This window comes from Streptomyces sp. NPDC002676, from assembly GCF_053592455.1.
In genome coordinates, this window is sequence record NZ_JBSFVT010000018.1 from 64475 (window position 1) to 87083 (window position 22609).

Annotated in this window: 17 protein-coding genes; 7 read left to right on the forward strand and 10 right to left on the reverse strand. The window is 69.8% G+C overall.

Features of this window, described 5'->3' with window-relative positions; all coding sequences use genetic code 11:
* Nucleotides 1-90: 90 nt before the first annotated feature.
* Both ACWD3E_RS34055 and dxr read right to left on the reverse strand, forming a co-directional pair.
* Nucleotides 91-1395: a M50 family metallopeptidase gene (locus ACWD3E_RS34055; RefSeq protein ID WP_451391383.1), complete on the reverse strand. Its 1305-nt coding sequence runs from the start codon at nucleotides 1393-1395 to the stop codon at nucleotides 91-93.
* The gene (gene dxr / locus ACWD3E_RS34060; protein WP_451391384.1) at nucleotides 1392-2663 is read right to left on the reverse strand and encodes a 1-deoxy-D-xylulose-5-phosphate reductoisomerase; all 1272 of its coding nucleotides are present in this window, start codon (nucleotides 2661-2663) and stop codon (nucleotides 1392-1394) included. Before dxr ends, ACWD3E_RS34055 begins: the two co-directional genes overlap by 4 nt.
* 231 nt (nucleotides 2664-2894) lie before the next feature.
* Here dxr and ACWD3E_RS34065 point away from each other — a divergent pair, with 231 nt between their 5' ends.
* Together ACWD3E_RS34065 and ACWD3E_RS34070 are read left to right on the forward strand one after the other, a co-directional pair.
* On the forward strand, nucleotides 2895-3356 hold the full coding sequence (locus ACWD3E_RS34065) for a lamin tail domain-containing protein (RefSeq protein ID WP_451391385.1): 462 nt from the start codon (nucleotides 2895-2897) through the stop codon (nucleotides 3354-3356).
* A gap of 134 nt (nucleotides 3357-3490) precedes the next feature.
* A complete protein-coding gene (locus ACWD3E_RS34070) occupies nucleotides 3491-3991 on the forward strand; it encodes a hypothetical protein (RefSeq protein ID WP_451391386.1) in 501 nt (166 codons plus the stop codon).
* Nucleotides 3992-4022: 31 nt separating this feature from the next.
* Here the strand turns inward: ACWD3E_RS34070 and ACWD3E_RS34075 are convergent, their stop codons facing one another.
* Complete coding sequence (locus tag ACWD3E_RS34075; RefSeq protein ID WP_451391387.1) at nucleotides 4023-5960, reverse strand: acyl-CoA dehydrogenase family protein; 1938 nt, start codon at nucleotides 5958-5960, stop codon at nucleotides 4023-4025.
* Between the two features lie 253 nt (nucleotides 5961-6213).
* Complete coding sequence (locus ACWD3E_RS34080) at nucleotides 6214-7581, reverse strand: S53 family peptidase (RefSeq protein WP_451391388.1); 1368 nt, start codon at nucleotides 7579-7581, stop codon at nucleotides 6214-6216.
* Nucleotides 7582-7790: 209 nt separating this feature from the next.
* Between ACWD3E_RS34080 and ACWD3E_RS34085 the strand changes: the two genes are divergently transcribed.
* Entirely contained in the window at nucleotides 7791-8711 is a 921-nt protein-coding gene (locus ACWD3E_RS34085; RefSeq protein ID WP_451391427.1) for an integrase core domain-containing protein, read from the forward strand.
* Here the strand turns inward: ACWD3E_RS34085 and ACWD3E_RS34090 are convergent.
* The 6 genes from ACWD3E_RS34090 to ACWD3E_RS34115 all read right to left on the reverse strand — a co-directional run bounded on the left by ACWD3E_RS34090 (nucleotide 8708) and on the right by ACWD3E_RS34115 (nucleotide 15953).
* The gene (locus ACWD3E_RS34090; protein WP_451391389.1) at nucleotides 8708-9187 is read right to left on the reverse strand and encodes a hypothetical protein; all 480 of its coding nucleotides are present in this window, start codon (nucleotides 9185-9187) and stop codon (nucleotides 8708-8710) included. The two genes, ACWD3E_RS34085 and ACWD3E_RS34090, sit on opposite strands and share 4 nt — an antisense overlap.
* A gap of 90 nt (nucleotides 9188-9277) precedes the next feature.
* Nucleotides 9278-11464 carry an MMPL family transporter gene (locus tag ACWD3E_RS34095; protein ID WP_451391390.1) on the reverse strand — a complete coding sequence of 729 codons (2187 nt, stop codon included), beginning with the start codon at nucleotides 11462-11464 and terminating at the stop codon, nucleotides 9278-9280.
* A 213-nt stretch (nucleotides 11465-11677) separates the two neighbouring features.
* Nucleotides 11678-12355, reverse strand: coding sequence for a response regulator (locus ACWD3E_RS34100; RefSeq protein ID WP_451391428.1), 678 nt, complete (start codon nucleotides 12353-12355; stop codon nucleotides 11678-11680).
* Between the two features lie 32 nt (nucleotides 12356-12387).
* On the reverse strand, nucleotides 12388-13608 hold the full coding sequence (locus tag ACWD3E_RS34105; RefSeq protein WP_451391391.1) for a sensor histidine kinase: 1221 nt from the start codon (nucleotides 13606-13608) through the stop codon (nucleotides 12388-12390).
* Nucleotides 13602-14357 carry a class I SAM-dependent methyltransferase gene (locus ACWD3E_RS34110; protein WP_451391392.1) on the reverse strand — a complete coding sequence of 252 codons (756 nt, stop codon included), beginning with the start codon at nucleotides 14355-14357 and terminating at the stop codon, nucleotides 13602-13604. The genes ACWD3E_RS34105 and ACWD3E_RS34110 overlap by 7 nt, the downstream gene beginning before the upstream one ends.
* A 123-nt stretch (nucleotides 14358-14480) precedes the next feature.
* Nucleotides 14481-15953, reverse strand: coding sequence for an MFS transporter (locus tag ACWD3E_RS34115; RefSeq protein ID WP_451391393.1), 1473 nt, complete (start codon nucleotides 15951-15953; stop codon nucleotides 14481-14483).
* A gap of 121 nt (nucleotides 15954-16074) precedes the next feature.
* Here ACWD3E_RS34115 and ACWD3E_RS34120 point away from each other — a divergent pair, with 121 nt between their 5' ends.
* From ACWD3E_RS34120 to ACWD3E_RS34135, 4 genes are all read left to right on the forward strand, one after another.
* On the forward strand, nucleotides 16075-16707 hold the full coding sequence (locus tag ACWD3E_RS34120) for a TetR/AcrR family transcriptional regulator C-terminal domain-containing protein (RefSeq protein WP_451391394.1): 633 nt from the start codon (nucleotides 16075-16077) through the stop codon (nucleotides 16705-16707).
* A 1118-nt stretch (nucleotides 16708-17825) separates the two neighbouring features.
* On the forward strand, nucleotides 17826-18416 hold the full coding sequence (locus ACWD3E_RS34125; RefSeq protein WP_451391395.1) for a response regulator transcription factor: 591 nt from the start codon (nucleotides 17826-17828) through the stop codon (nucleotides 18414-18416).
* 44 nt (nucleotides 18417-18460) lie between these two features.
* Nucleotides 18461-19744, forward strand: a complete 1284-nt coding sequence (locus ACWD3E_RS34130; RefSeq protein WP_451391396.1) for a cation:proton antiporter — start codon at nucleotides 18461-18463, stop codon at nucleotides 19742-19744.
* A gap of 79 nt (nucleotides 19745-19823) precedes the next feature.
* Nucleotides 19824-22595 carry an AAA family ATPase gene (locus ACWD3E_RS34135; RefSeq protein WP_451391397.1) on the forward strand — a complete coding sequence of 924 codons (2772 nt, stop codon included), beginning with the start codon at nucleotides 19824-19826 and terminating at the stop codon, nucleotides 22593-22595.
* The last annotated feature ends 14 nt before the right edge of the window (nucleotides 22596-22609 follow it).

The following is a 22609-nucleotide window of genomic DNA, read 5'->3' on the forward strand; positions in this document are numbered from 1 at the left end:
CCTGGGCCCGAGCACATCCCACCCGGCAAAGCCACTCAATGGAAGGCGGCCCGGAACACAGAGTTCCGGGCCGCCTGGAACGTCGGATGGCTACGAGATTTTCACCGGGTTAACCAGGTCCGCGATCAGCACCAGGACGGTGAAGCAGACGAAGATCCCGGCCACCACGTACGCCACCGGCATCAGCCTGGCCACGTCGAACGGGCCGGGGTCCGGCCGGCGCAGCACCCTCGCCACCTGCCGCCGCAGCGACTCCCACAGGGCGCCGGCGATGTGGCCGCCGTCGAGCGGGAGCAGCGGGAGCATGTTGAACAGGAACAGGGAGAGGTTGAAGCCGGCGAGCACGAACACGAACATCGCCACCTGCTGAGAGGCGGGGATGTCCAGGGTGGCGATGTCGCCGGTGATGCGGGCCGCGCCGACGATGCCCATCGGGGAGTCCGGCTGGCGCGGGGCGTCACCGAAGGTGGCGTCCCACAGGGCGGGGATCTTGCCGGGAAGGGCGACGAGGTTGTCGACGGCGTCGCCGACCCGGTCGGTCATCCAGGTCACGGACTCGCCGAAGCTCTGCTGGAAGACACCGGTGGCGGCACTGAAGCCGAGGAAGCCGGCCTTGACGTACTTGCCCTGGACGTAGGCGCCGCTGGAGTCCTTCTTGGTGACCTGGTTGGTGGCGATCTTCGCGTGCAGCGTGAGCGGCCGGCCGTGCCGCTCGACGACGATCGGGACGGTCTTCCCGGCGCTGTCACGGATGAGGTCGGACAGCGTGTTCCAGTCCTTGGTCGGCTTGCCGTCGAAGGAGACGATCTTGTCGCCCGCCTTCATTCCGGCGGCCTGGGCCGGGGAGGCCTGGTCGGACTTCTTGCAGCTGTCGCGGTTCTCGCTCTGCGCGATGACGCAGGGCGAGACCGAGGCGACCGTGGTGGTCTGCTGCTGGATGCCGAAGCCCATGAGGACGGTGAGGAACAGGCCGATCGCGAGGATCAGGTTCATGAACGGGCCCGCGAACATGACGATGACCCGCTTCCACGGCTTGCGCGTGTAGAACATGCGCGTCTCGTCGCCCGGCTTCAGCTCCTCGAAGGCCGCCGAGCGGGCGTCCTCGATCATGCCGCGCCACGGGGAGGTGGAGCGGGCGGAGATCCGGCCGTCGTCGTCCGGCGGGAACATGCCGATCATGCGGATGTAGCCGCCGAGCGGGACGGCCTTGATGCCGTACTCGGTGTCGCCCTTGGTGCGCGACCAGATGGTCGGGCCGAAACCGACCATGTACTGCGGGACGCGGATGCCGAAGAGCTTGGCCGTCGACAGGTGCCCCAGCTCGTGCCACGCGATGGACACGAGCAGGCCTACTGCGAAGACCACTATCCCGAGGATGAACATCAAGGTCGTCATGCACGCGCCTCCGCGTTCGCCGGCCGGTGGGTCAGTTCGCGGGCCCGGGCCCGTGCCCAGGTCTCCGCTTCGAGGACGTCCGACACGGTGAGTGAAGTTCCCGCGTCCGGGGTGCCGTGCTCGTCGACCACCCGGATGACGGTCTCCATGATGCCGTTGAAGGGCAGCGCGCCGGTGCGGAAGGCCTCGACGCACTCCTCGTTGGCGGCATTGAACACCGCCGGGGCGGTGCCCGCGAGCTGCCCCACGTGCCGGGCGAGGTTCACCGAGGGGAAGGCCTCGTTGTCGAGCGGGAAGAACTCCCAGGTGGAGGCCTTGCTCCAGTCGAAGGCGGGGGCGGCGTCCGGGATGCGCTCGGGCCAGCCCAGGCCGATGGCGATGGGCCCGCGCATGTCGGGGGGCGTCGCCTGGGCGATCGTGGAGCCGTCGGTGAACTCGACCATCGAGTGGACATACGACTGGGGATGCACGACCACCTCAATGCGGTCGAAGGGAATGTCGTAGAGGAGGTGCGCCTCGATGACCTCCAGCCCCTTGTTGACCAGCGTGGCGGAGTTGATCGTGATCACCGGGCCCATGGCCCAGGTGGGGTGCGCCAGGGCGTCCTCGACGGTGACGTGCGCCAGCTCCTGCTTCGTACGGCCGCGGAAGGGGCCGCCGGAGGCGGTGACGACCAGCTTGCGCACGTCCGCGCGGCTGCCGGCGGCGAGCGCCTGGAAGAGCGCGGCGTGCTCGGAGTCGACCGGGATGATCTGGCCGGGCTTGGCGAGCGCCTTGACCAGCGGGCCGCCGACGATCAGCGACTCCTTGTTGGCGAGCGCGAGGGTGTGGCCCGCCTCCAGGGCGGCGAGGGTGGGCGCGAGGCCGATGGAACCGGTGATGCCGTTGAGGACGGTGTGACAGTCCGAGGCGGCGACCTGGGTGGCCGCGTCCGCTCCGGCGAGGATCTCGGGCAGCGGCTCCCCGGTGCCGTACCGTTCGGCGAGCGCCTGGCGCAGCGCCGGTACGGCGTCCTCGCGGGCGACCGCGACGGTGCGGACGCGCAGCCGGTGCGCCTGCTCGGCGAGGAGGGCGACACGGGCGCCGTTCGCGGACAGGGCGGTGACCCGGAAGCGGTCGGGGTGGCGCAGGACCAGATCGATGGCCTGGGTGCCGATGGACCCGGTGGAGCCGAGGATCACCACGTCCTTCGGGCCGTCTCCCGCGAAGGGGTCGTACACGAGGTGCGGGTCGGCGAGGGGTGCGGGACTGGCGGGACTGTCGGTCATCCCCCCATTGTGGCCGCTACCACCGACGGCCAGGACAGGGCGTCCCTCGGGCGGGTGCGTCAACAGTCTTCGTCGCCGGGTGGAGTGATTTTCCGCTTGTGGAGTCACGGTGAAGATCGTGTGATAACACTTCATTCCCTGGGCCGGTGGACGACCGACTCGCACTGACCCGGACTGACCCGGACTGTCCCGGGACCACTTCGCGGACGACATCCTTGGGGGGATCTCTCCATGCGTACTGCGCGCATACGCGCCGCCCTGCCCGCCGCCCTCGCGGGCGCGGCCCTGCTCACCGGCACCATGCTCAGCACCCCGGCCCAGGCGGCCGGCGGAGTGCAGATCTACCACGTGTGGTTCGACAGCCCGGGCACGGACAACCGCACCAACGCGAGCCTGAACGCCGAGTGGGTGCAGATCAAGAACACCAGCGGCTCGGCGATCTCGCTGGGCGGCTGGGTCCTGAAGGACGCCTCGAACCACCGGTACGTCTTCCCGAACGTCAGGATCGGCGCCGGGAAGTACATGAAGATCCACACCGGTATCGGCTCGGACACCGGGTCGGACAAGTACCAGGACCGCCGCGCCTACGTCTGGAACAACGACGCCGACACGGCCACGCTGACCAAGGCGAACGGCACCAAGGTCGACTCCTGCTCCTGGACGACGCGGGATCCGAGCGACAAGTACTGCTGAAACGGTTTGTACTGCTGCCGTAACAACTCCTGCCGGACCGCGGTAAATCGCGCGCGACCGGGTGTCGGGGATGGCATTCTTTCCGGCTGTGGCCCGTCAGGTCGGGCCAGTGTCACAGGGGGAGTATTTCCACGATGCATCGCAAGCGCGCGACCGCGGCCGTTCTGGCCACCGCAGGGCTCGTCACCGCCGCTCAACTCGGCCTCGCCGGCGCGGCGTCGGCGGCGACCGTGGCTCCGCAGAGCACGACCGTGACTCCGCAGAGCACCGGCTGCCCGGTCAACCTCGTCTACCCGACCCGCTTCTACGTGAACTCGCACGGCTGGGTGACCAACGGCGGTCTGTACTTCGGGATCAAGAACACGAGCACGACCAAGTCCTTCAAGCGGGTCACGTTCACCGTCTCGGACGTCAGGAACATCCGCTACGGCTCGGCCACGCCCAAGGGCGGCCGGGTCACCAACAAGACGACGAAGACGGTGTCCGTGTACGCGGGAACCCTCAAGGCGAAGGCCAGCCTCGGGGTGAAGGTGCAGACGCACCTGCTCAACACCCACAACTACGCCGTGAAGTTCACCCTCCACGGCACGGGCTGGACCTGCGCCGTGAACCAGGGCACCTGGGGCAGCAGCTGACCCAAGTGCCCCTCGGCACACGGGGAGTCGCCTAGCCGCCGTACGGGCGGCGGGCGTTCTCCCGTGTGGACGGTCCGGGGGTCGCATCCGCGATCCACGGGCCGTCCCCGGACGGGTCGACGATCCCGTCCTCCAGCCATTCGTAGTTCCCGGCGAGCACGCCCTTGACCACCTTCCGGTCCAGTTCATCGGTATTGGTCCACAGGCGCTCGAAGAGTTCCTCGACCCGGATGCGGGCTTGGCGGCAGAAGGCGTCGGCGAGCTGGTAGGCCTCGCGGCCGTGCTCGCCCCGGCTGCGCAGCAGCTCGGCCCGTACGCAGGCCGCGCTCATCGCGAACAGCTCCGCGCCGATGTCCACGATCCGCCCCAGGAAGCCCTGCTTGGTCTCCATCCGGCCCTGCCAGCGGGACATGGCGTAGAAGGTGGACCGGGCCAGCTTGCGGGCGTGCCGCTCGACGTACCGCAGGTGTCCGGAGAGGTCGGCCTCGCGCTTGAACTCGCTGTACGACGACGGCAGTTGCCCGGGTCCCGCGACCAGCTTCGGCAGCCACTTGGCATAGAAGACACCCGCGTTCGCGCCCGCCTTCGCCTTGTCCGACAGGGACTTGTCGGGGTCGATGAGGTCACCGGCGACCGAGAGGTGGGCGTCGACGGCCTCGCGGGCGATCAAGAGGTGCATGATCTCCGTCGAGCCCTCGAAGATGCGGTTGATGCGCAGGTCCCGCAGGATCTGCTCGGCCGGGACGGCCCGTTCGCCGCGCGCCCTGAGCGACTCGGCGGTCTCGTAGCCCCGCCCGCCGCGGATCTGGACCAGCTCGTCGGCCATCAGCCAGGCCATCTCGGAGCCGTAGAGCTTGGCGAGGGCCGCCTCGATGCGGATGTCGTTGCGGTCCTCGTCGGCCATCTGGGAGGAGAGGTCGAGGACGGCTTCGAGGGCGAAGGTGGTGGCCGCGATGAAGGAGATCTTCGAGCCCACCGCCTCGTGCAGGGCGACCGCCTTGCCCCACTGCTCCCGCTCCGCCGCCCACTCGCGGGCGATCTTCAGACACCACTTCCCGGCGCCCGCGCACATCGCGGGCAGCGACAGCCGGCCGGTGTTGAGCGTGGTCAGCGCGATCTTCAGGCCCGCACCCTCGGGGCCGATCCGGTTGGCGGCCGGGACCCGGACCTGGTGGAAGCGGGTGACGCCGTTCTCGATGCCGCGCAGGCCCATGAAGGCGTTGCGGTTCTCGACGGTGATCCCCTCGGCCGCGGCCTCCACCACGAAGGCGGTGATGCCGCCCTTGTGCCCCTCGGACTCCGGCACCCGGGCCATGACGACGAGCAGGTCGGCGACCACCCCGTTGGTGGTCCAGAGTTTCACCCCGTCGAGGACGTAGTCCTCGCCCTCGGGCACGGCCGTGGTGGCGAGGCGGGCCGGGTCCGAGCCGACGTCCGGCTCGGTGAGCAGGAAGGCGGAGATGTCGGTGCGGGCGCAGCGCGGCAGGAAGGTCTCCTTCTGCTCCTGCGTGCCGAACATCTTCAGCGGCTGCGGTACGCCGATCGACTGGTGCGCGGAGAGCAGGGCGCCGACCGCGGGGCTGGCGGAGCCGACCAGGGCGAGGGCCTTGTTGTAGTACAGCTGGGTGAGGCCGAGACCGCCGTACTTGGGGTCGATCTTCATGCCGAGCGCGCCGAGGTCCTTCAGGCCCGCGATGACCTCGTCCGGGATCCGCGCCTCGCGCTCGATGCGGGCGGGGTCGATCGTCGTCTCGCAGAAGTCGCGCAGCTTGGCGAGGAACTCCTCGCCGCGCCGTACGGCCTCGTCGTCGGGGAGCGGATGGGGGTGGATGAGGTCGAGCCGGAAGCGTCCGAGGAACAGTTCCTTGGCGAAGCTGGGCTTGCGCCAGTCACGTTCCCGGGCGGCCTCCGCCACCTGGCGGGCTTCACGCTCGGTCACGGTGGTACGTGGGGTGGTGGGGGCGGACATGAGGCTCACCTCGCCGCGAAGAGGGATGATTGAGGACCGTTGCTCACTGACCAGTGCTACTGGATCGTTGGTACCCGAAACGGACCGACCCCACCACCCCTCGCGCGTCCGTTCGGCCGATACGGTGCGTGCGACGCGGTCCGGCGTCGCCCGCAGGCCCGGAAAGACCCGCACGTGCGAAACGGCCCGGGTCCACCGGGACCCGGGCCGTTCCTTGCGGTGAGACGCGACCGCGGTCGTCAGACCCGGACCGTCAGCCGTGGCTCGCCTTCGCGAGGGCCGGCACGAGGCGCAGGGCGTCCAGCGTGCCCACGCCGGTGGCCATGTCGTAGCCGTTGACGGCCTTGTAGCCCTTCACGCCTTCGTAGCTGTTGTCCGTGCCGTCGTTCACGTCGACGATGCCCGGGTTCTTCTGCTTCAGAAGGGTGTAGAGGGCCGCATTGATGTTGCCCAGACGGTGACCGGCCGCCTGGTCGGCGAGGGCGACGATGCCCGAGAAGAGCGGGCTGGCCTCGCTGGTGCCGCCGGAGACGTCCCAGCCGGTGGCGGTCGGGTCGTAGCTGGAGTAGACCCAGGCACCGCCGTTGACCGCGGCGGCCATCGAGATGTCCGGGGTGCCGCGGCGGGTGCCGACGACGTTCTTCACACCGTCCTGGTACGACGGCCGGGTGAAGACGTGGGACTGGCCGCCGCCGCTCGCGCCGTAGTCGTTGTAGACGCTGTCCGGCTTGACCCGCTCGCCCTTGTCGTTCAGGTGCAGCTGGGTGCCGCCGATGGAGGTGACCAGCGGGTCGGACGACGGCCACGAGTTGACGCGCTTGTTGTAGTACGTCTTGCCGTCGGCCTTCATGTCGGTGGCGCCGCCGTCACCGGAGGAGGCGAGGACCGTCACGTGCTTGCGCTGCGCGTCCTGGAAGGCGTAGCGCAGCTTCTTGATGCTGGTGAAGTCGCCCCTGCCGAAGCCCGGGAAGGTGTTCTCGGTGGCTCCGAAGCTCTGGCTGATGACGTCGCCGACCCCGTGGTCGATCAGGTTCTTCTCGGCGGACATCATCTCCGGCAGACCGGTGGTGCCCTCGGTCTCGGAGACGGCCGTCTCCACCAGGACGATCTTCGCGCCCGGCGCGACGGCGTGGGCCATCTCGACGTCGAGCGTGGTCTCGCCGGCCCAGCCGGTCATGTCCGAGTTCTTGGGGTCGAAGGCGGGGACGTGACCCCACTTGACCACCTTGACCTTGGTGCTGGGCAGCCCGAACTGCTTGCTGTAGACGTCCAGGTCGTGCTGGACGGTCGGGGACCCGAACGAGTCGACGATGACGATCGTCCGGCCCTTGCCCGTGATGCCCTTCTTGTACAGCGGGTTCAGGTTGTACGCGGTGCGGTACTGCAGCGGGGTGTAGCAGGCGATGTGCCACTTGGCCTGGCACTGCGCGATGGGGAGGGGGCTGGCCACGCCGTGGACCAGGTTGTGCCCCGCGACGGCCGGTGCCGCGAAGGTGTGCGGTACGGCGGCGGGCGCGGCGGTGGTGGCGCCGGCCTGGGAGGTCACCGCCAGTGCGGCGGCGACGAGCGCGACGGTGGCGGCGGACGCCGCGACTCCGCGCCCGGTACGGGCTATGTGCATGTGGTCCCCTGAATGGTCCTGAGACGTCCTGAGTCGGACGTGGTGGTCAGGCGCATCCCATCGGGTGAGTCATGAACAGAACAAGACCACAGCAAGACCCTTGAACCGCCGATATCGAATCCTTTACCAGCGGGTTTCGGTGACGGTACATCAGACCGCCGCACACAGAACGGCCGCAGCCCCCGCACAGTGGGCCCAGCGCATCACGGCTGACCTGGCACTCCGCCCTGACCTGCGCCTCAAAACCCCGCCTCAGCCCGGCTGAGCCCGTCTCGGCCCACCTAGAGCCCCGTGGGGGCATGCACCGCAGGCTGATCGCCCGGAAGTGGGACTACAGCAAGCGGCGGGGCAGGCCCGGCAGGCCGCCGACCGCGAGCGCGCTGAACAGGCTGGTGCTGCGGCCGGCCAAGGAGAATCCGCGCTGGGGCTGCCGTCGGATCCAGGGCGAACTGGTCCGCCTCGGGCATCCGATCGGCACGACGACGGTCTGGGAGATCCTGACGGCGGCGGGCATCGATCCGGCCCCGCGCCGCGGTGGGCCGACGTGGCGCGAGTTCCTGACCGCACAGGCCGAGGGTGTCATCGCCTGCGACTTCGTGCACATCGATCTGGTCGACCCGTGCCGGGTGTACGCGCTGGTCTTCCTCGAGCACGGCACACACCGACTGCACATCACCGGAGTGACCGCCCACCCGGCAGGTCCCTGGGCGGTGCAACAGGCGAGAATCCTCGCCGTCGAGTCGGGCATCCGGCTCGACTCACTGCGCTTCCTGATCCGCGACCGGGACGCGAAGTACACCGCATCGTTCGACATGGTCTTCGAGGCTGAGGACATGGAGGTCATCAAAACGCCGCCCCGTGCTCCGCGAGCGAACGCCCACTGCGAACGAGCAATCGGCACCCTGCGGCGAGAAATCCTCGACCACCTGCTGATATGGAACGAGACCCACGCCCGGCAGGTCCTTGACGCCTACGCCCGGCACTACAACCGTCATCGCCCGCACCAGGCTCGGAATCAGCTCCCTCCCCTCGCCCAGGAGCGCCCAGTACCCAAAGCCGACCTGACCGCTCACCGGCTCCTGCGCGCGCGAGTGCTCGGCGGCGTCATCAATGAGACTCCGTGTCCCTAGGCGGACGGCGACGCGAACCGGCCCCGGTCGGCCTGCACCGCCCATCCGTGCACCACCAGGCGCTTCGCCTTCGCCCGCACCCCCTCGACCGCCGAGGCCGTCAGCTCTATTCCAAGCAGACGTGTCAACTCACTGGCCTGCAATGGCACTTGTGAACCCTGAAGGATCTGCGCCAACTTCCGGTAGGTCCCCGGAAGCGCCGTCAGGTCCATGCCCGGCTCCCGGTCCGGCACCGTCACCCGGATCCCCCCGCCAGCCGCGCCGGCCGCCCGGGGCACCGCCGTGTCCCAGCGGTCGCCGTGCTCCGGCCGCAGCGTCCGCTGCTGCAGCCCCTCCCGCGCGCTGACCAGCCGCGCCAACTCCCCCTCGACCTCCTTGAGAGCGACTGCCACCCGGGCCGCCTCGTACCGGAGCCGCTCGACCTCGCGCCGCGCCCAGCCCTCCAACTCCTCCACGAGCCCCAACATCGACGACATCAGCAACCTCCTAGAGCCCAAAAGGCCGACGGGGTGACCGGGATGGCCCGGTACCCCGTCGGCAACCGGATGGATGTGTGCCGGCTACGGTCAAACGAGCACGCGACCGGGCGCGGGGGTGAGCTCCTCCTCCTCGTGCGGCTCGATGGCCAGGTGCGGGAGGATGCGGTCCAGCCACTTCGGCAGCCACCAGTTGGCCTTGCCGCACATGTACATCACCGCCGGGACGAGCACCGTCCGCAGGACGAAGGCGTCCAGCGCCACGGCGGCCGTCAGGCCGACGCCGAACTCGGCGATGCCGCGCTGGCCGGTGAAGATGAAGGCGGTGAACACCGCGATCATGATCAGCGCCGCGGCGGTGATGACCCGCGCGGTGTGGGTCACGCCGGCCAACACCGACCGGGTGTTGTCACGGGTGCGCTGCCACTCCTCGGCCATCCGGCTGACCAGGAACACCTGGTAGTCCATGGACAGACCGAACAGGACGGCGAGCACCAGCTCCGGCAGGTAGCCCTCGATCGGGCTGGGCGAGCCGAGTCCGAACAGCTTGGTCCCCCAGCCCCACTGGAAGAAGGCGGTGAGGACACCGAACGAGACCGCCGCCGACAGCAGGTTGAGCACCGCGGTGAACGCCGGGATGAGCAGGCTGCGGAAGGCGAGCACCAGGAGCAGGAAGCCGAAGCCCACGATGGTGAGGAGGAGCCAGGGCAGCTTGTCGGTGGTCACGGTCGCGAAGTCGATCATCGTGGCCGTGAGCCCGCCGATGTAGACGTGCAGCGTGGTGCCCTTGGTGTACTGCGGGATGACCGTGTTGCGCAGGTGGTTGATCAGGTTGGAGGTGGCCTTGTCCTCGGGCGCCGTGGTGGGGACGACCTGGGTGATCTCGATCGACGAACCGGCGCTCGGCGCGGTCTGCACGGCGGCCACCCCGGGCATGGTGGACAGGGTCTTGTCGAGCTGCTTGAGCGCGGCCCGGTCGGCCGGGCTCTCAGCCTGGGCGACGATCACCAGCGGGCCGTTGAAGCCAGCGCCGAAGCCCTTGGCCAGCATCTTGTACGACTTGTAAGTGTGCGTGGACGTCGGGTCGTTGGACGCGTCGGCGAAGCCGAGGCGCAGGTCGAAGACCGGAGCGGCCACCAGCAGCGCCACCACGAGCCCCACGACGGTGAGCAGGGCGGGGAAGCGCGGCACGACGCGCGACCAACGCGCCGCCAGGCCGTTCTCGTCCCCGTTCCGGAGCGCCCCGCCGGCCTCCTTCAGCGCGCGGCGCTGCTTGCGGCTCATCACCCGCATGCCGAGCACGCCGAGCAGCGCGGGCAGCAGCGTGACGGCCGCGATCACGGTGCACACCACGGTGATCGCCGCCGGGACGGCCAGCCCGTCGATGAACGTCAGGTTGACGCTGAGCAGACCGAGCAGCGCGATGCACACCGTGCCACCCGCGAACAGGACCGCACGGCCGGAGGTGTTGACCGCCCGCGCGGTCGACTCCTCCGGTTCCATTCCGGCCTCGAGGTTGCGGCGGTGCCGGGTCACGATGAACAGGGCGTAGTCGACGCCGACGCCGAGGCCGATCAGCGCGCCGAGGATCGGCGCGATGCCGTTCACGGACATCATGTGGCTGAGCGGGGACACCAGCAGCAGGCCGGCGCCCATGCCCGCGACCGCGGTGACGATCGGCACCACCATGGCCAGCAGCGACCCGAAGGCGATCAGCAGGATCGCGGCGGCCGCGACGATGCCGATCAGCGAGGCGTTCGACGCCGGGGTCTCCTCGGCACCCGCGATGCCCTTGCCGCCGAGCTCGACCGCGAGGCCCGGCTGACGGGCCGCCACCGCGGCGTTGATCACCCGGTGGACATCGCTCTTGTTCAGGTTGTCCGCCGCGTCGGTGAAGGTCACCGTGGCGTAGGCGGTGCGCTTGTCCGGGGCCACCTGGACCTCGCCGCCCGTCACGTACGGGCTGGCGACCGAGGCCACCTCGGGCATGTGCGACACCTGGGTGAGCATCGAGGAGATCCGCTGCTCGATGGCCGGGTCGGTGACGCTGCCCTGGCTCACCTGCCAGACGATCTGGTCGGCGTCACCCGACGCGGCCGGCGCAGACTTCTGCAGCAGTGCCTGGGCGCTGCCCGAACCCGTCCCCTGCAACGTGAGCGAGTTGTCGTAGTTCGTCTTCACTACCTGCGACAGCACCGCCAAGCCGAGCAGGAGCCCGACCCAAGCGATGATCACAACGAAGCGGTGCCGGTAGCACCAGCGTCCAAGGACTGACATGATCCTCCGTTCCTTTCAGTTCAGTCCCATCGTCCGGATCCGCGCCGTCCAGGTCTCCGGCCCGCCGCAGTGACTGCCCGGGGCGCAACCACGCCATCTGGCGCGGTTCGCGGTTTCGCCTACTGCGATCGCAGTAGCCCGGGTGGGATGGGAAAGGACAAGGAAGAAGGCGGACTTCACCCCGCCGTCGCGGTCACATCGCGGCGGCGGGGCTCAGGGCCTGGGACGTGGCGCGTCCACCAGACCGGTCTGGTAGGCGAGCACGACGAGTTGTGCGCGGTCCCGCGCACCGAGTTTGGCCATCGCATGGTTGGCGTGGGTCTTGACGGTCAGCGGGCTGAGCGTGAGCTGACTGGCGATCTCCGCGTTGGACATGCCGTCGGCGACCAGGGCCACCACCTGGCGTTCGCGTTCGGTGAGCGTGGCGACCAGTGGCGAGGGGCGGACCGGTTCGGTGTCGTGCAGCGTGAGGAACCTGCCGATGAGGCCCCGGGTCGCGGACGGCGAGAGCAGGGCCTCGCCCCGGGCCACCGTGCGGATCGCGTCGATGAGGACCTCGGGGCGCGCGCCCTTGCCGAGGAAGCCGCTGGCTCCCGAGCGCAGCGCCTCGAAGACGTAGTCGTCGACCTCGAACGTCGTCAGGATCAGCACCCGTACGTCGGCGAGGCTGTCGTCCGCCGTCATCCGCCGGGTCGCGGCCAGCCCGTCGAGGCCCGGCATCCGGATGTCCATCAGGACGACATCCGGACGGGTCTCATGGGCGACCCGGACCGCGTCGTCGCCGGTGGCCGCCTCGCCCACCACGGTCAGCCCCGGCGCACGGTCGATCACCAGCCGCAGGCCGGCCCGGACCAGGTCCTGGTCGTCGGCGATGACCACGCGGGTCGGCACCGCGGCGTCCGGAGCCGCCGGTAAAGTCGCGTTCACACGCCCTCGATTCCGGCTGCCCGCAACGGGAGTTCGGCGAACACGCGGTAGCCGCCCTCGGGCTTCGGTCCCACCGCCAGCCGTCCGCCGACCGCGGTCACCCGCTCCCGCATGCCCACCAGGCCGTGTCCTCCGACCGTGCCGACTCCGACGATGCCGCCCGCCATCCGCCGGCTCCCCCAGGGGACCGGCTTGCCCTCGTCCTCGACCGCGAGCCGCAGCGCCCCGGGCCCGTAGCCCAGCCGCACCACCGTGTTGACGCAGCCCGCGTGCTTACGGGTATTGGTCAGCGACTCCTGGATGACTCGGTAGGCGGTCAGCTCCACGGCCTCGGGCAGCGGCCTCGCCTGGCCGGTCACCTCGCGGGTGACCTGAAGGCCCGCGCCGGTGAACGAGGCGATCAGGTCTTCGAGCCTGTCCAGACCCGGCACCGGCTCCGTCGGCTCGTCCGACTCGACCGTACCGGGCTGACGCAACAGCCCGACCGTCAGTCGCAGTTCCTCCAGGGCTTCGGCGCTGGCGTGCTGGATGTGCGCGATCGACTCCAGTGCCTGGGTCCGGTCCTCGTCCTCCAGCAGGCAGGCGAGCGCGCCGGCCTGGACGTTGATCAGCGCGACATGGTGGCCCACCGCATCGTGCAACTCCCGTGCGATCCGCAGCCGTTCCTCCGCCACCCGGCGGTTCGCCTCGCCCTCCCTGGCCTGTTCGGCGCGCTTGGCGCGCTCCTCGGCCTCGGCGACATAGGCGCGGTGGCTGCGTGCGGCGAGACCGGTACTGACGGCCAGCGCCGCCCACAGCACGATGACCACGCCCGTGATGCCGGGGTGGGTGATGAGCGAAGCGACGAGCAGCGTCGTCTTGACGGTGACGCCGACCGCGAGCGCCCGGCCCGGCGAGGACTCCAGCGCCACCCAGTACAGCGTGCAGAAGACCGCGAGCAGGGTCAGCGGATAGACCATCCCGTCGGCCATCAGCGCGACCGACCCGATGACCGTGACCGCGACCGTGCCGAGCGGGTACCGCCGGCGCACCGCCAGGGCCGCGTAGACCACGACGGAGACCGGCCAGCTGAGCGGCTGGTGCGAACCAAGCACCTGCACGGCCGCTGGGACGGTCGCCACCATGAACAGCACCATCGACGCCAACGACGAGAGCAGCAGGACCAGTTGCTGCTTCACCACCAGCCTGTTCCAGGGAATCACCGCGGTGGTCAGCACGATTGCTCCTCCATCGGCCAGGGTTCCTTGACCACATGCAGCAGCACGACGCTGAACCACGGGCCGCCGTACCAGTACTGCGCCCCGAGCGGTCGCGGCGAGCCCTGCCCGAGGCGTCGCGCGTACTGCTTCGCGGCCCACCAGAAATCGGCGATGACCAGCTGCCCACCGGGGCGCAACACCCGCATCGCCTCGTCGACCGCACGGTCACGGCCTTCGCGCGAATGGACGTTGTGGATCGCCACCGCACTGGTCACCACGTCGAACGAGTTGTCCGGGAACGGGAGTCGGGTCATGTCCGCGGTGTGAACCTCGACCCTGTCGGCGGCTCCGGCCGCGGCGGCGTTGGCGAGCGTGGCGGCGCGGCTGTTGCCGCTCTGGTCCTTCGACCAGAGATCCGCACCCTCGGCCTGCCCGTCCGGCAGTCGCCGCGCAGCCTCGATCAGCACCGCGCCGCGACCGCACCCCAGATCCAGCAGCCGCTCGTCGCCGTTCAGCCCGATCCGATCCAACTCCCGTTCCCAGACGCGCAGTTTGCCGCGCAAGGTGGTGTGGAGGTAGATACCGGCGGAGGCGAGCAGTGCCGTCCCGAGGACCGCGTTCGTGCCCCGGCCACGGCGCCACCGGGCGGCGGCCAGGCAGCACGCCATCCCTGCGACGCCCTTGGCCGCCAGGAAACCCGGCGCGTCGACCCCGTACCGGGGCCGACGCAGCAGCGGCGACGTGGAGCCGTTGAGTTTCTTGGACACCGCCACAGCGTCACAAGAGCAACTTCCCGGCGTCTTGAAGAAATGTTCCCCTCGCCCCTCCTTCGGCGCGGCGGTGCCGCCCGGCGCGGGCCGGACGGCACCCCCCCCCGCGGAACCGTTCGGTCAGTGCCCTGCCGGCTGACCGGCGGGCACCTCGTCGGCCACCTGCTTGGCCGGGCCCATGGCAGTCAGCGCCAGCGCGGCCAGTGCGGCGACGAGCATGATGCCCGCGTTCACCAGGAACGCGACGCGGTAGCCCTGGACCAGCGCGTCGAGGTGAGCGGGGTGACCGCTCGCGTGGCTGGTCACGGTGGACGCGATGGTCACCAGCACCGCGAGACCGACGGCCCCGCCGATCTGGCGGGAGGTGTTGAGCAGCCCCGAGGCGGCACCGGCGTTCTTCGGCTCAACACCGGCGGTTCCGCTGACGGTGGCGGCCAGGAGCATCAGGCTGGTGCCGAACCCGCCGATCAGGTTCGGGGCGAGGATGTGGGTCGGGTAGTCGGAGTGCGTGGAGAGCGTGGCGAGCAGGGCGATGCCCACCGCGGAGAGGACGCCGCCGACCAGCAGCAGCGGCCGGGGGCCGACCGAGGGCAGGAGCTTGCGGGAGGTCAGGCCGCCCACGATGAAGACCACGGTGACGGGCAGCATCGCCATGCCGGTGCGCAGCGCGCTGTAGCCGAGGACCTGCTGGCAGTAGATCGACAGGAAGAAGAACAGCGCCGTCAGCGTCACGCCCAGGCAGAAGATGATCAGGTTGGCGATCCGCAGGTTCCGCAGCCGGACCAGGTCCCGCGGGATGAGCGGGTGGGTGCTCTTGGCCTCGGCGGCCAGGAAGGCACCGAGCAGCACGGCGGCCAGGACCAGCGACAGCAGGACGCTCGCCGAACCCCAGCCCTTGTTGGAGGCCTCCGAGAGCCCGAAGGTGAGCGCCCCGATCCCGAGGGTGACGCACAGGGCTCCGGGCAGGTCCAGCCGGGTCCGCTCGCCGGCGGCGACGGGGAGCACCAGTCGCGCCGCGATGACCAGCAGCACGATGCCCGGCAGGACGTTGACGAACAGGATCCAGCGCCAGCTCAGTTCGGCGGTGAGCACGCCGCCGAGGACCACGCCGGCCAGACCCGCGATCCCGCCCATCATGCTCCACAGCGACAGAGCGCGCCCGCGTTCGTGCTCGTCGGTGTGGGTGGCGGTGATGAGGCTCAGGCTGGTCGGGGCCAGGGCGGCGGCACCGGCGCCCTGGGCGATCCGGGCGGTGATCAGGACCGCCGGGTTGGGCGCCAGGCCGCCGATCAGGCTGGCGACGGTGAAGAGCGCCGCCCCGAACAGGAACACCTGCCGGTGCCCGAAGAGGTCGCCGGCCCGCGCCGCCAGGAGCAGGAAGCCACCCAGGGTGATCAGGTAACCGCTGACCACCCACTGCTGCTGACTGGTCGACAGCCCCAGCTGAGTCCGCATGTCCGGCAGGGCCACCGTGACGATGGTGGCATCGAGCACGACCATGAACAGGGCAAGACAGGACATGGTCACGATCACGCCGAGTGGCACATTCGGCCGGAGAGCTTGGGGCGTGGACGCGATTCGGGCCTCGGACATGACGTCTCCTCAGTGGCCAATCACGAGTGAACAGCGTTCACCAGTGAACACTGTTCACTCGTGAACGGCGTTCACGGTAACCTGGAAGCCCGGGGGTGTCAATCAAGCTGAAGGAGAGTCAATGCGGCTGCGCAAAACCGACATTGTCGACGAGGCGCTGCGCTTCCTCGACGCCGAGGGCCTGGACCAACTCACCATGCGCAAGCTCGGCGCGGCACTCAACGTGCAGGGCGGCGCCCTCTACCGGCACTTCCCGAACAAGGAGGCCCTGCTCGACGCGGTGGCCGACAAGGTCGTCGAGGGAGTCGGCGACGGGCTGCCCGACGCCCCGTGGCCCGAGCAGATCCACATCCTGGGCAGCCGGCTGCGCGCGGCCATGTTCAGCCACCGGGACGGCGCCCGCGTGGTGGCCGGCACCTTCGCCCCCGGAGCGAACACCATCATGAGCTCGGACGTGGCCGTCCAGGTGCTCTGCCGGGCCGGCCTGCCGCCCGCCCAGGCGGGCTGGATCGCCTTCGCACTCTTCTACTACGTCCTCGGACACACCATCGAGGAGCAGGCCCAGCTCCAGCTGCCGACCGACCGCGACTGGCGGATCCGCACCGAGCGGCTCAACGTCGACGTGTCGCCCCAGTACGCGGCCGCACTCGACGCGCTGGCGGACGCAGACCCGGCCGAGCGGTTCGACTTCGGGCTGGGCCTCTTCGTCGAGGGGCTCCGCCAACTCCCGGGGGTCCAGCCGGCGCAGGACTGACCGACTCCCTCCAACCCCTCGGCAACCAGTGGAGGCAATTCCAACACATCCCAACTCTCAACGCTGAGAGCGTATTTGAAGTCAGCGAGGATCGTTTCACCCTGGTGGGGGCCATCCACTGGCACTCGTGCGCGCGGTGCTGCGGCATGCCCCAGCCCGATCGGAACGGGGCGCCGTCGGAACAGCAGGCGGTCCGGTCCGGGCGCGAGCATGCTCAACGATCAACCGCCAACCAGCGCGACGGAGCTGACCGGCACTCAGCGCAGGCTGAATGAACAGGCCACCACCAGGCGACACTTGCTTGGCCAACCGCGGCGATTCCGCAGCTGGGGCGGCGTGTCGCTCGATCCCAACCCTCCGGGGGCACTTGGAGAGTCAGGCTTTGAGGTTGCTAGAATGTTTCTCACTCCACATCACACTGGTCTGCTGACGGGGTAGTTGGCGACGGGGGACCGACGCCGCCATCGACTCCGACAAGCCCGCTGGACAGCCCACCAGCTGGGCCTACGACCGCGTCGGCCAGGCACCGACCGGCCGCCGCACGGCACTGGATACGCACGGCACTGGATGTTGACCCGCCGTATCAGCGTGGCTATGTTATGTTCGATTTTGCGCGGGTGCGGCGGAGTCGGACGATTCGACCGAGTGACACCACGACGAGGCCACGGAGCACGTGACCCGGCCAGGATCCCGCAAGTCTCGGTGATCACGATGACCGCTCCATGCGAACCATCACAAGATCCCAACTTTTGCTCAGAACCAACTCAAAACCCATACATTTGAGTTGGGTGAGTCGGTCGGCGCCACCCGGCAGACCCACACCACCGGCAGACCACTCGACGGAGCCGTCAGGAGGCCCCCGGCAGAGTCCAGCCGCAAGCAAGCACTTTTGATCGTCATATAACGTGCGAGACGGGGGAGTTGAGCACAGAGTGGTCTCAGATCAGACGTGCGGTCTACGCGTGTTCACGCGCCCCACTGTCGACAACAGGTCGAACCCGCCATCGGATGGGCGCGCCGTTCCGAGAACCGGAACGCTGGTGCCACGTTCGACCAGACCCCTTCTCACATTACCTCAAGCATTCTCATTCCAGGGGGATTCGATGAGAATCGAAGTAATGGTCTCCGACGACTTGCTGCTGTCCCGGAGCGCGCTCGCCACACTGATCGAGAAGCGTGAGGAGATCCTCGTCGTCGGGGCGGTCGGCGGCGATGCCGACGCGCTGGAATTCGCCGAGATCCATCGGCCGGATATCGCGATCATCAGCTTCGACGGCGTCGACAGCAATGCGATCACCGTCGCCGAGAAGATATCGAGTCTTCCGGAATGCCGGAGCCTGCTCCTGGCCGAGCGCTTCACCCGGTCGATCGTCCGCCAGTCCTTCTCCGCCGGGGTCGACGGCATGCTGCAGCGGAGCGTGGCGCCGAACTGGTTCTTCGAGGCCCTGCACCGACTCTACCAGGGCGAACGCGTCTTCGATGCGGACCTGACGGTCGCCGCCCTGGCCAATGCGGGCTGCCCGCTCAGTTCACGCCAGCTCGCGGTGCTGGAGCGCCTCTCCTACGGGGACACCACCGTCGAGATCGCGGCCCGACTGCACCTCTCCGAAGGGACCGTGCGCAACTACCTCTCATCACTGGTGACGAAGCTCGGTGCCCGGAACCGCATCGACGCATTACGGATCGCCCGAGACGCACGCTGGCTCTGAACGTCGAACTCGCCTAATTCATCAACCTTGTGGGGGCATGGTAAATGAACACGGATGTGGTGACGGCCGATGTCGTCGGGGACATCGCCGTGGTGCTCGGGGCGTCGAGCCTGCTCGGCGCCGTCGCGCGCCGGCTCGGACAGCCGACCGTGATCGGCCAGATCGCCGCCGGCATCATCCTCGGACCGAGCCTGCTCGGCAGGATTCCGGGCGATCCGACGGCCCACCTCTTCACGGCCAAGGCGGTGCCCTTCATCTCCGTCATCGCCCAGATCGCCGTCGTCATCTTCATGTTCGGCGTGGGCTACGAGATCGACCTCAGATCCGTCCGAAGATTCCGCAAACCGGTCGCCCTCATCTCCGTGGGGGCGATGCTCGTTCCGCTGGTCCTCGGTGCCGGCATCGCCTTGACGGTGCAGCACTCCGGCGCCTTCGCCGGCCAGCACGCCAGCGGCCGTTCGTTCGTGCTCTTCTTCGGCGTCGCGACGTCGATCACCGCGCTCCCGGTGCTCGCGGCGATCATCCGGGAACGGGGGCTCGCCGGGACCCCGGTGGGTGACATCGCCACGGCGGCCGCCGGGTTCATGGACGTGTCCGCCTGGCTCGTGCTCGCCGCCGCCCTCATCGGCACCAAGGCGGGCGGGAGCAGGCCGTGGCTGGAGACGCTGCTGCTCCTCGCCTGCTTCCTGGCCGTGATGGCCTTCGTGGTCCGCCCGGTGCTCGGCTGGTGGATCCGACGCGCGAACAGCGTGGTGTCGAGCCAGGTTCCGATCGCCCTGGTGCTCGCGACGGCGGGCGCGTGGGTCACCGCCACCCTCGGCCTGCACCCGATCTTCGGCGCCTTCGTGGCCGGACTCGTGATGCCCAAGCCGGACGGCGCGCCGGACGCGGACGTGCTGCGCTCGACGGACCAGGCGGCCGGACTGCTGCTGCCCCTGTTCTTCGTCGTCACCGGGCTGACCACCAACATCGGCGCGCTGAGCGGTCCCGACCTGCTGCTGCTCGTCGTGGCCCTGGTCTGCGGGATCAGCGGGAAGGCCGTCACCGGCTACGCGATGGCACGGCTCGGCGGTCTCGACACCCGGCAGTCGGCCCTGATCGGCGCGCTGGTGAACACCCGCGGACTGACCGAACTCATCGCGCTGAACATGGGGTTCAGCGCCGGCATCATCGACGGGAAGCTGTTCACGGTGCTGGTCCTGCTGGCTCTGATCACCACCGGAATCACCGGGCCGCTCATCACCGCGATCGACCGCAGGAGCCCGGCCATCCCGGTGCCCCACCCCCTGGGCGCGGCCTCGGTCGCCGAGGCCCCGGACCACTCCTGAACTTCACAGGCACGATCAAGCGCATTCGTCGTCGGGTACCGGTTCACCCCTTTCCCTGTTTGCAAGATGGTGAGAAGTGATGGACAAACTGCTCGAACGGGACCAGGAAGAAAAGACGCTGTCCCGGATCTACACGGAGTGCTGCCGAGGCAGAGCCCGGATCGTCGCCCTCAGCGGCCCGCTGGGGAGCGGGAAGACCGCCCTGCTGGCCGCCTTCGCCCGCCACGCCGCCGACGCGGGCGCGACGGTCATCGAGGCGACCGCCTCGGAGTTCGAACGCCACCAGCCGCTCGGAGTCATCGATCAACTCCTGCTGCCCCGGCTCGTCTTACCCGGCGACGCGGCACTCGAGGTCCAGGCGTCGGCGCAGCGCGCCGGCGGGGCGGGAGCGCACAGCGAGATCTCCCCTTCCGTCCTGGGCGTGCTGCACGGCGCGTTCCAGCACCTGACCAGCGGCCCGCCGCTGGTCGTCTGCATCGACGACGCGCACTTCACGGACGTCGAGTCGCTGCTGTACCTGCTCGCGGTCGTCCGGCGGATGGGCACCGCCCCCATGATGATCGTCCTCTCCTACTGTCCGGACATGGGCCTGGACGACGTCCAGCGCCTCCTCCAGGCCGACATCCTCAGAATGCCGAACTGCACTCGGCTGGACGTCGAACCGCTGTCGAAGGCAGGCGTCGCGACGATGCTGGAGGACTGGCTCGACCCCGATACGGCCGACCGGATCGCATCGCAGTGCCGGCTGCTCAGCGGCGGTAGACCCCTGCTCGTGCACGCCCTGGGGGAGGACTGCGCCGTCGCGGGGGCGGCGCAGTCGAACACCTCTCGTCGGCTCGTCGTCGGCCCGGCCTTCGGCCGCGCCGTCCTGAGCTGCCTCTACCGGGCCGAGCCGGTCGTGCTCGAGATCGCCCAGGCCATCGCCACACTGGGGGACTTCCGGTCGACCGCCGTGGTGGCGCGCCTGTGCGGAACGGACCCGGAGTCCGTCGGGCGGGCCGCCGCGGCCCCGGGCATCGGCGCCCTGCTGGACCACGACCTGCTCGGCCTGCCGAGCGTGCGCGAGGCCGTGCTCCGCAGCATCCCGGAGAAGACGCGCCACACCCTGCCGTCACGCGCCGCCCGCCTGCTGCACCACGAGGGCGCCCCGGCGCTGGTGACGGCCGAACACCTGATGCGCGTCGACGAGGCGATCCCCTGGGCGAGGCAGGTCCTGTGCGAGGCCGCCGACCAGAGCCTCGCGAACGGGGACCACGAGAAGGCCATCGGATACCTCGAGCGGGCCCACCGCGAGAGTGCGGGCCGGCGCGAGCGGCTCGACACCGCCGCCAAGCTCGTCGACGTCGTGTGGCGCTACAACCCCGCGGCGACCAGGAGCTACCTGCCCGATCTGGTGGCGGCCGCCGAACGCGGCGACCTCTCGGTGCGGCAGTCCGTCCCGATCGTCCGCAGCCTGCTGTGGAACGGGCAGGTGGAGCTGGCCACCCGCGTGATGGCGCGCCTGGGCGACGACTCCCCCGGGGTCGCCCGAGAGGACTCCCAGCAGCTCACCGAGCAGCTGCGCCTGTGGCTCCCGCTCACGTTCCCGGGTATCGCACCCACCCCCGGGTTCCTGGACGCGTCCCCGATGGACGCCGGACTCGATCCCGAGCACCGGGCCGCGGCCGCGCTCGGCGCGGTCCTGCGCGGCGCCGGCGAGGAGACGGCCGTTCCCGCCGCGGAACTCGTCCTCCGGGAGGCCCTGGCCGGAGCGGCCGGCCCGGCGTCGTCGCTGGCCTCGCTGCTGGTCCTGGTCTACTCCGACCACCTCGACAAGGCCTCGCTGTGGTGCAACGCCCTGCTCGCCTCCCTCGGGGAGGCCTACGGGCTGGTCTGGAAGGCCCTGCTGACCACGGCGCGCGCCGAGATCCAGTACCGGCTCGGGGACTTGGCGAACGCCAAGCGCCACGCGCAGACCGCCCTCGCGCTGATGCCGCGGGAGAGCTGGGGAACGGCCGTCGTCATCCCGCTCTCGGTCCTCATCCTCACCACCACGACGATGGGGGACCTGACGGAGGCCGAGACCTACCTCGACCTTCCCGTTCCCAGCGCCGCGTTCGGGACCCTGGGCGGGGTGGTCTACCTCACCGCCCGGGGCCAGCTGCACTTCGCGCGCGGTCGCCATGGCTCGGCTCTCCAGGACTTCCTGGCCGCCGGGCACCTGATGAGGCTCTGGGGCGCCGACTGCCCCTCGGTGGTGGCCTGGCGCGTCGACGCCGCCCGGGCGTACCTCCACCAGGGCCGCGCGGCGCGGGCGAAGGAGCTGCTGACCGAGCAGCTGTCGCTGGTCGCTTCGAGTCATCCGCGCACCCGCGGACTGGCCTACCGCGCGCTGGCGGCCACCCTGCGCGCGGACGAGCGCCCGCCCGTGCTGCTGAAGGCGGCGAGCGCCCTCGACCGCTGCGGCGACTCGCTGAACCTGGCGTACACGCTCACCGACCTGGGCCACGCCTACGAGTCGCTGGAGGACACCGGCCAGGCCCGCTACCACAGCCAGATGGCCACGACGCTGGCCGGCCGGTGCGCCGCGGCGCGGCTGCCGGCACCACCGGTGGTGGAGGTCGAGAAGGCACCGCCGGCGAAGGTCCCCTGCGGCGCCGACGAGCCGGTCCGCCAGCTCAGTTCGGCGGAGTGGCGGGTGGCCGAACTCGCCGCCGGCGGCTCCACGAACGAGCAGATCGCCCGCAAGCTGTTCATCACGGTCAGCACGGTCGAGCAGCACCTCACCCGCTCCTACCGCAAGCTCGGCATCCGGCGCCGCACCCAGCTGCCGTCGCGCCTGTCCGAACTCGTCCCGTCACCGGCGCCGTGACGGCCCGGCCGTAG

What these genes read in the sequence shown, in the direction of transcription:
- ACWD3E_RS34055 (WP_451391383.1), bottom strand. Translation starts at nt 1,395, where the DNA reads ATGACGACCTTGATGTTCATCCTCGGGATAGTGGTCTTCGCAGTAGGC.
- dxr (WP_451391384.1), bottom strand. Translation starts at nt 2,663, where the DNA reads ATGACCGACAGTCCCGCCAGTCCCGCACCCCTCGCCGACCCGCACCTC.
- ACWD3E_RS34065 (WP_451391385.1), top strand. Translation starts at nt 2,895, where the DNA reads ATGCGTACTGCGCGCATACGCGCCGCCCTGCCCGCCGCCCTCGCGGGC.
- ACWD3E_RS34070 (WP_451391386.1), top strand. Translation starts at nt 3,491, where the DNA reads ATGCATCGCAAGCGCGCGACCGCGGCCGTTCTGGCCACCGCAGGGCTC.
- ACWD3E_RS34075 (WP_451391387.1), bottom strand. Translation starts at nt 5,960, where the DNA reads ATGTCCGCCCCCACCACCCCACGTACCACCGTGACCGAGCGTGAAGCC.
- ACWD3E_RS34080 (WP_451391388.1), bottom strand. Translation starts at nt 7,581, where the DNA reads ATGCACATAGCCCGTACCGGGCGCGGAGTCGCGGCGTCCGCCGCCACC.
- ACWD3E_RS34090 (WP_451391389.1), bottom strand. Translation starts at nt 9,187, where the DNA reads ATGTCGTCGATGTTGGGGCTCGTGGAGGAGTTGGAGGGCTGGGCGCGG.
- ACWD3E_RS34095 (WP_451391390.1), bottom strand. Translation starts at nt 11,464, where the DNA reads ATGTCAGTCCTTGGACGCTGGTGCTACCGGCACCGCTTCGTTGTGATC.
- ACWD3E_RS34115 (WP_451391393.1), bottom strand. Translation starts at nt 15,953, where the DNA reads ATGTCCGAGGCCCGAATCGCGTCCACGCCCCAAGCTCTCCGGCCGAAT.
- ACWD3E_RS34120 (WP_451391394.1), top strand. Translation starts at nt 16,075, where the DNA reads ATGCGGCTGCGCAAAACCGACATTGTCGACGAGGCGCTGCGCTTCCTC.
- ACWD3E_RS34125 (WP_451391395.1), top strand. Translation starts at nt 17,826, where the DNA reads ATGGTCTCCGACGACTTGCTGCTGTCCCGGAGCGCGCTCGCCACACTG.
- ACWD3E_RS34130 (WP_451391396.1), top strand. Translation starts at nt 18,461, where the DNA reads ATGAACACGGATGTGGTGACGGCCGATGTCGTCGGGGACATCGCCGTG.
- ACWD3E_RS34135 (WP_451391397.1), top strand. Translation starts at nt 19,824, where the DNA reads ATGGACAAACTGCTCGAACGGGACCAGGAAGAAAAGACGCTGTCCCGG.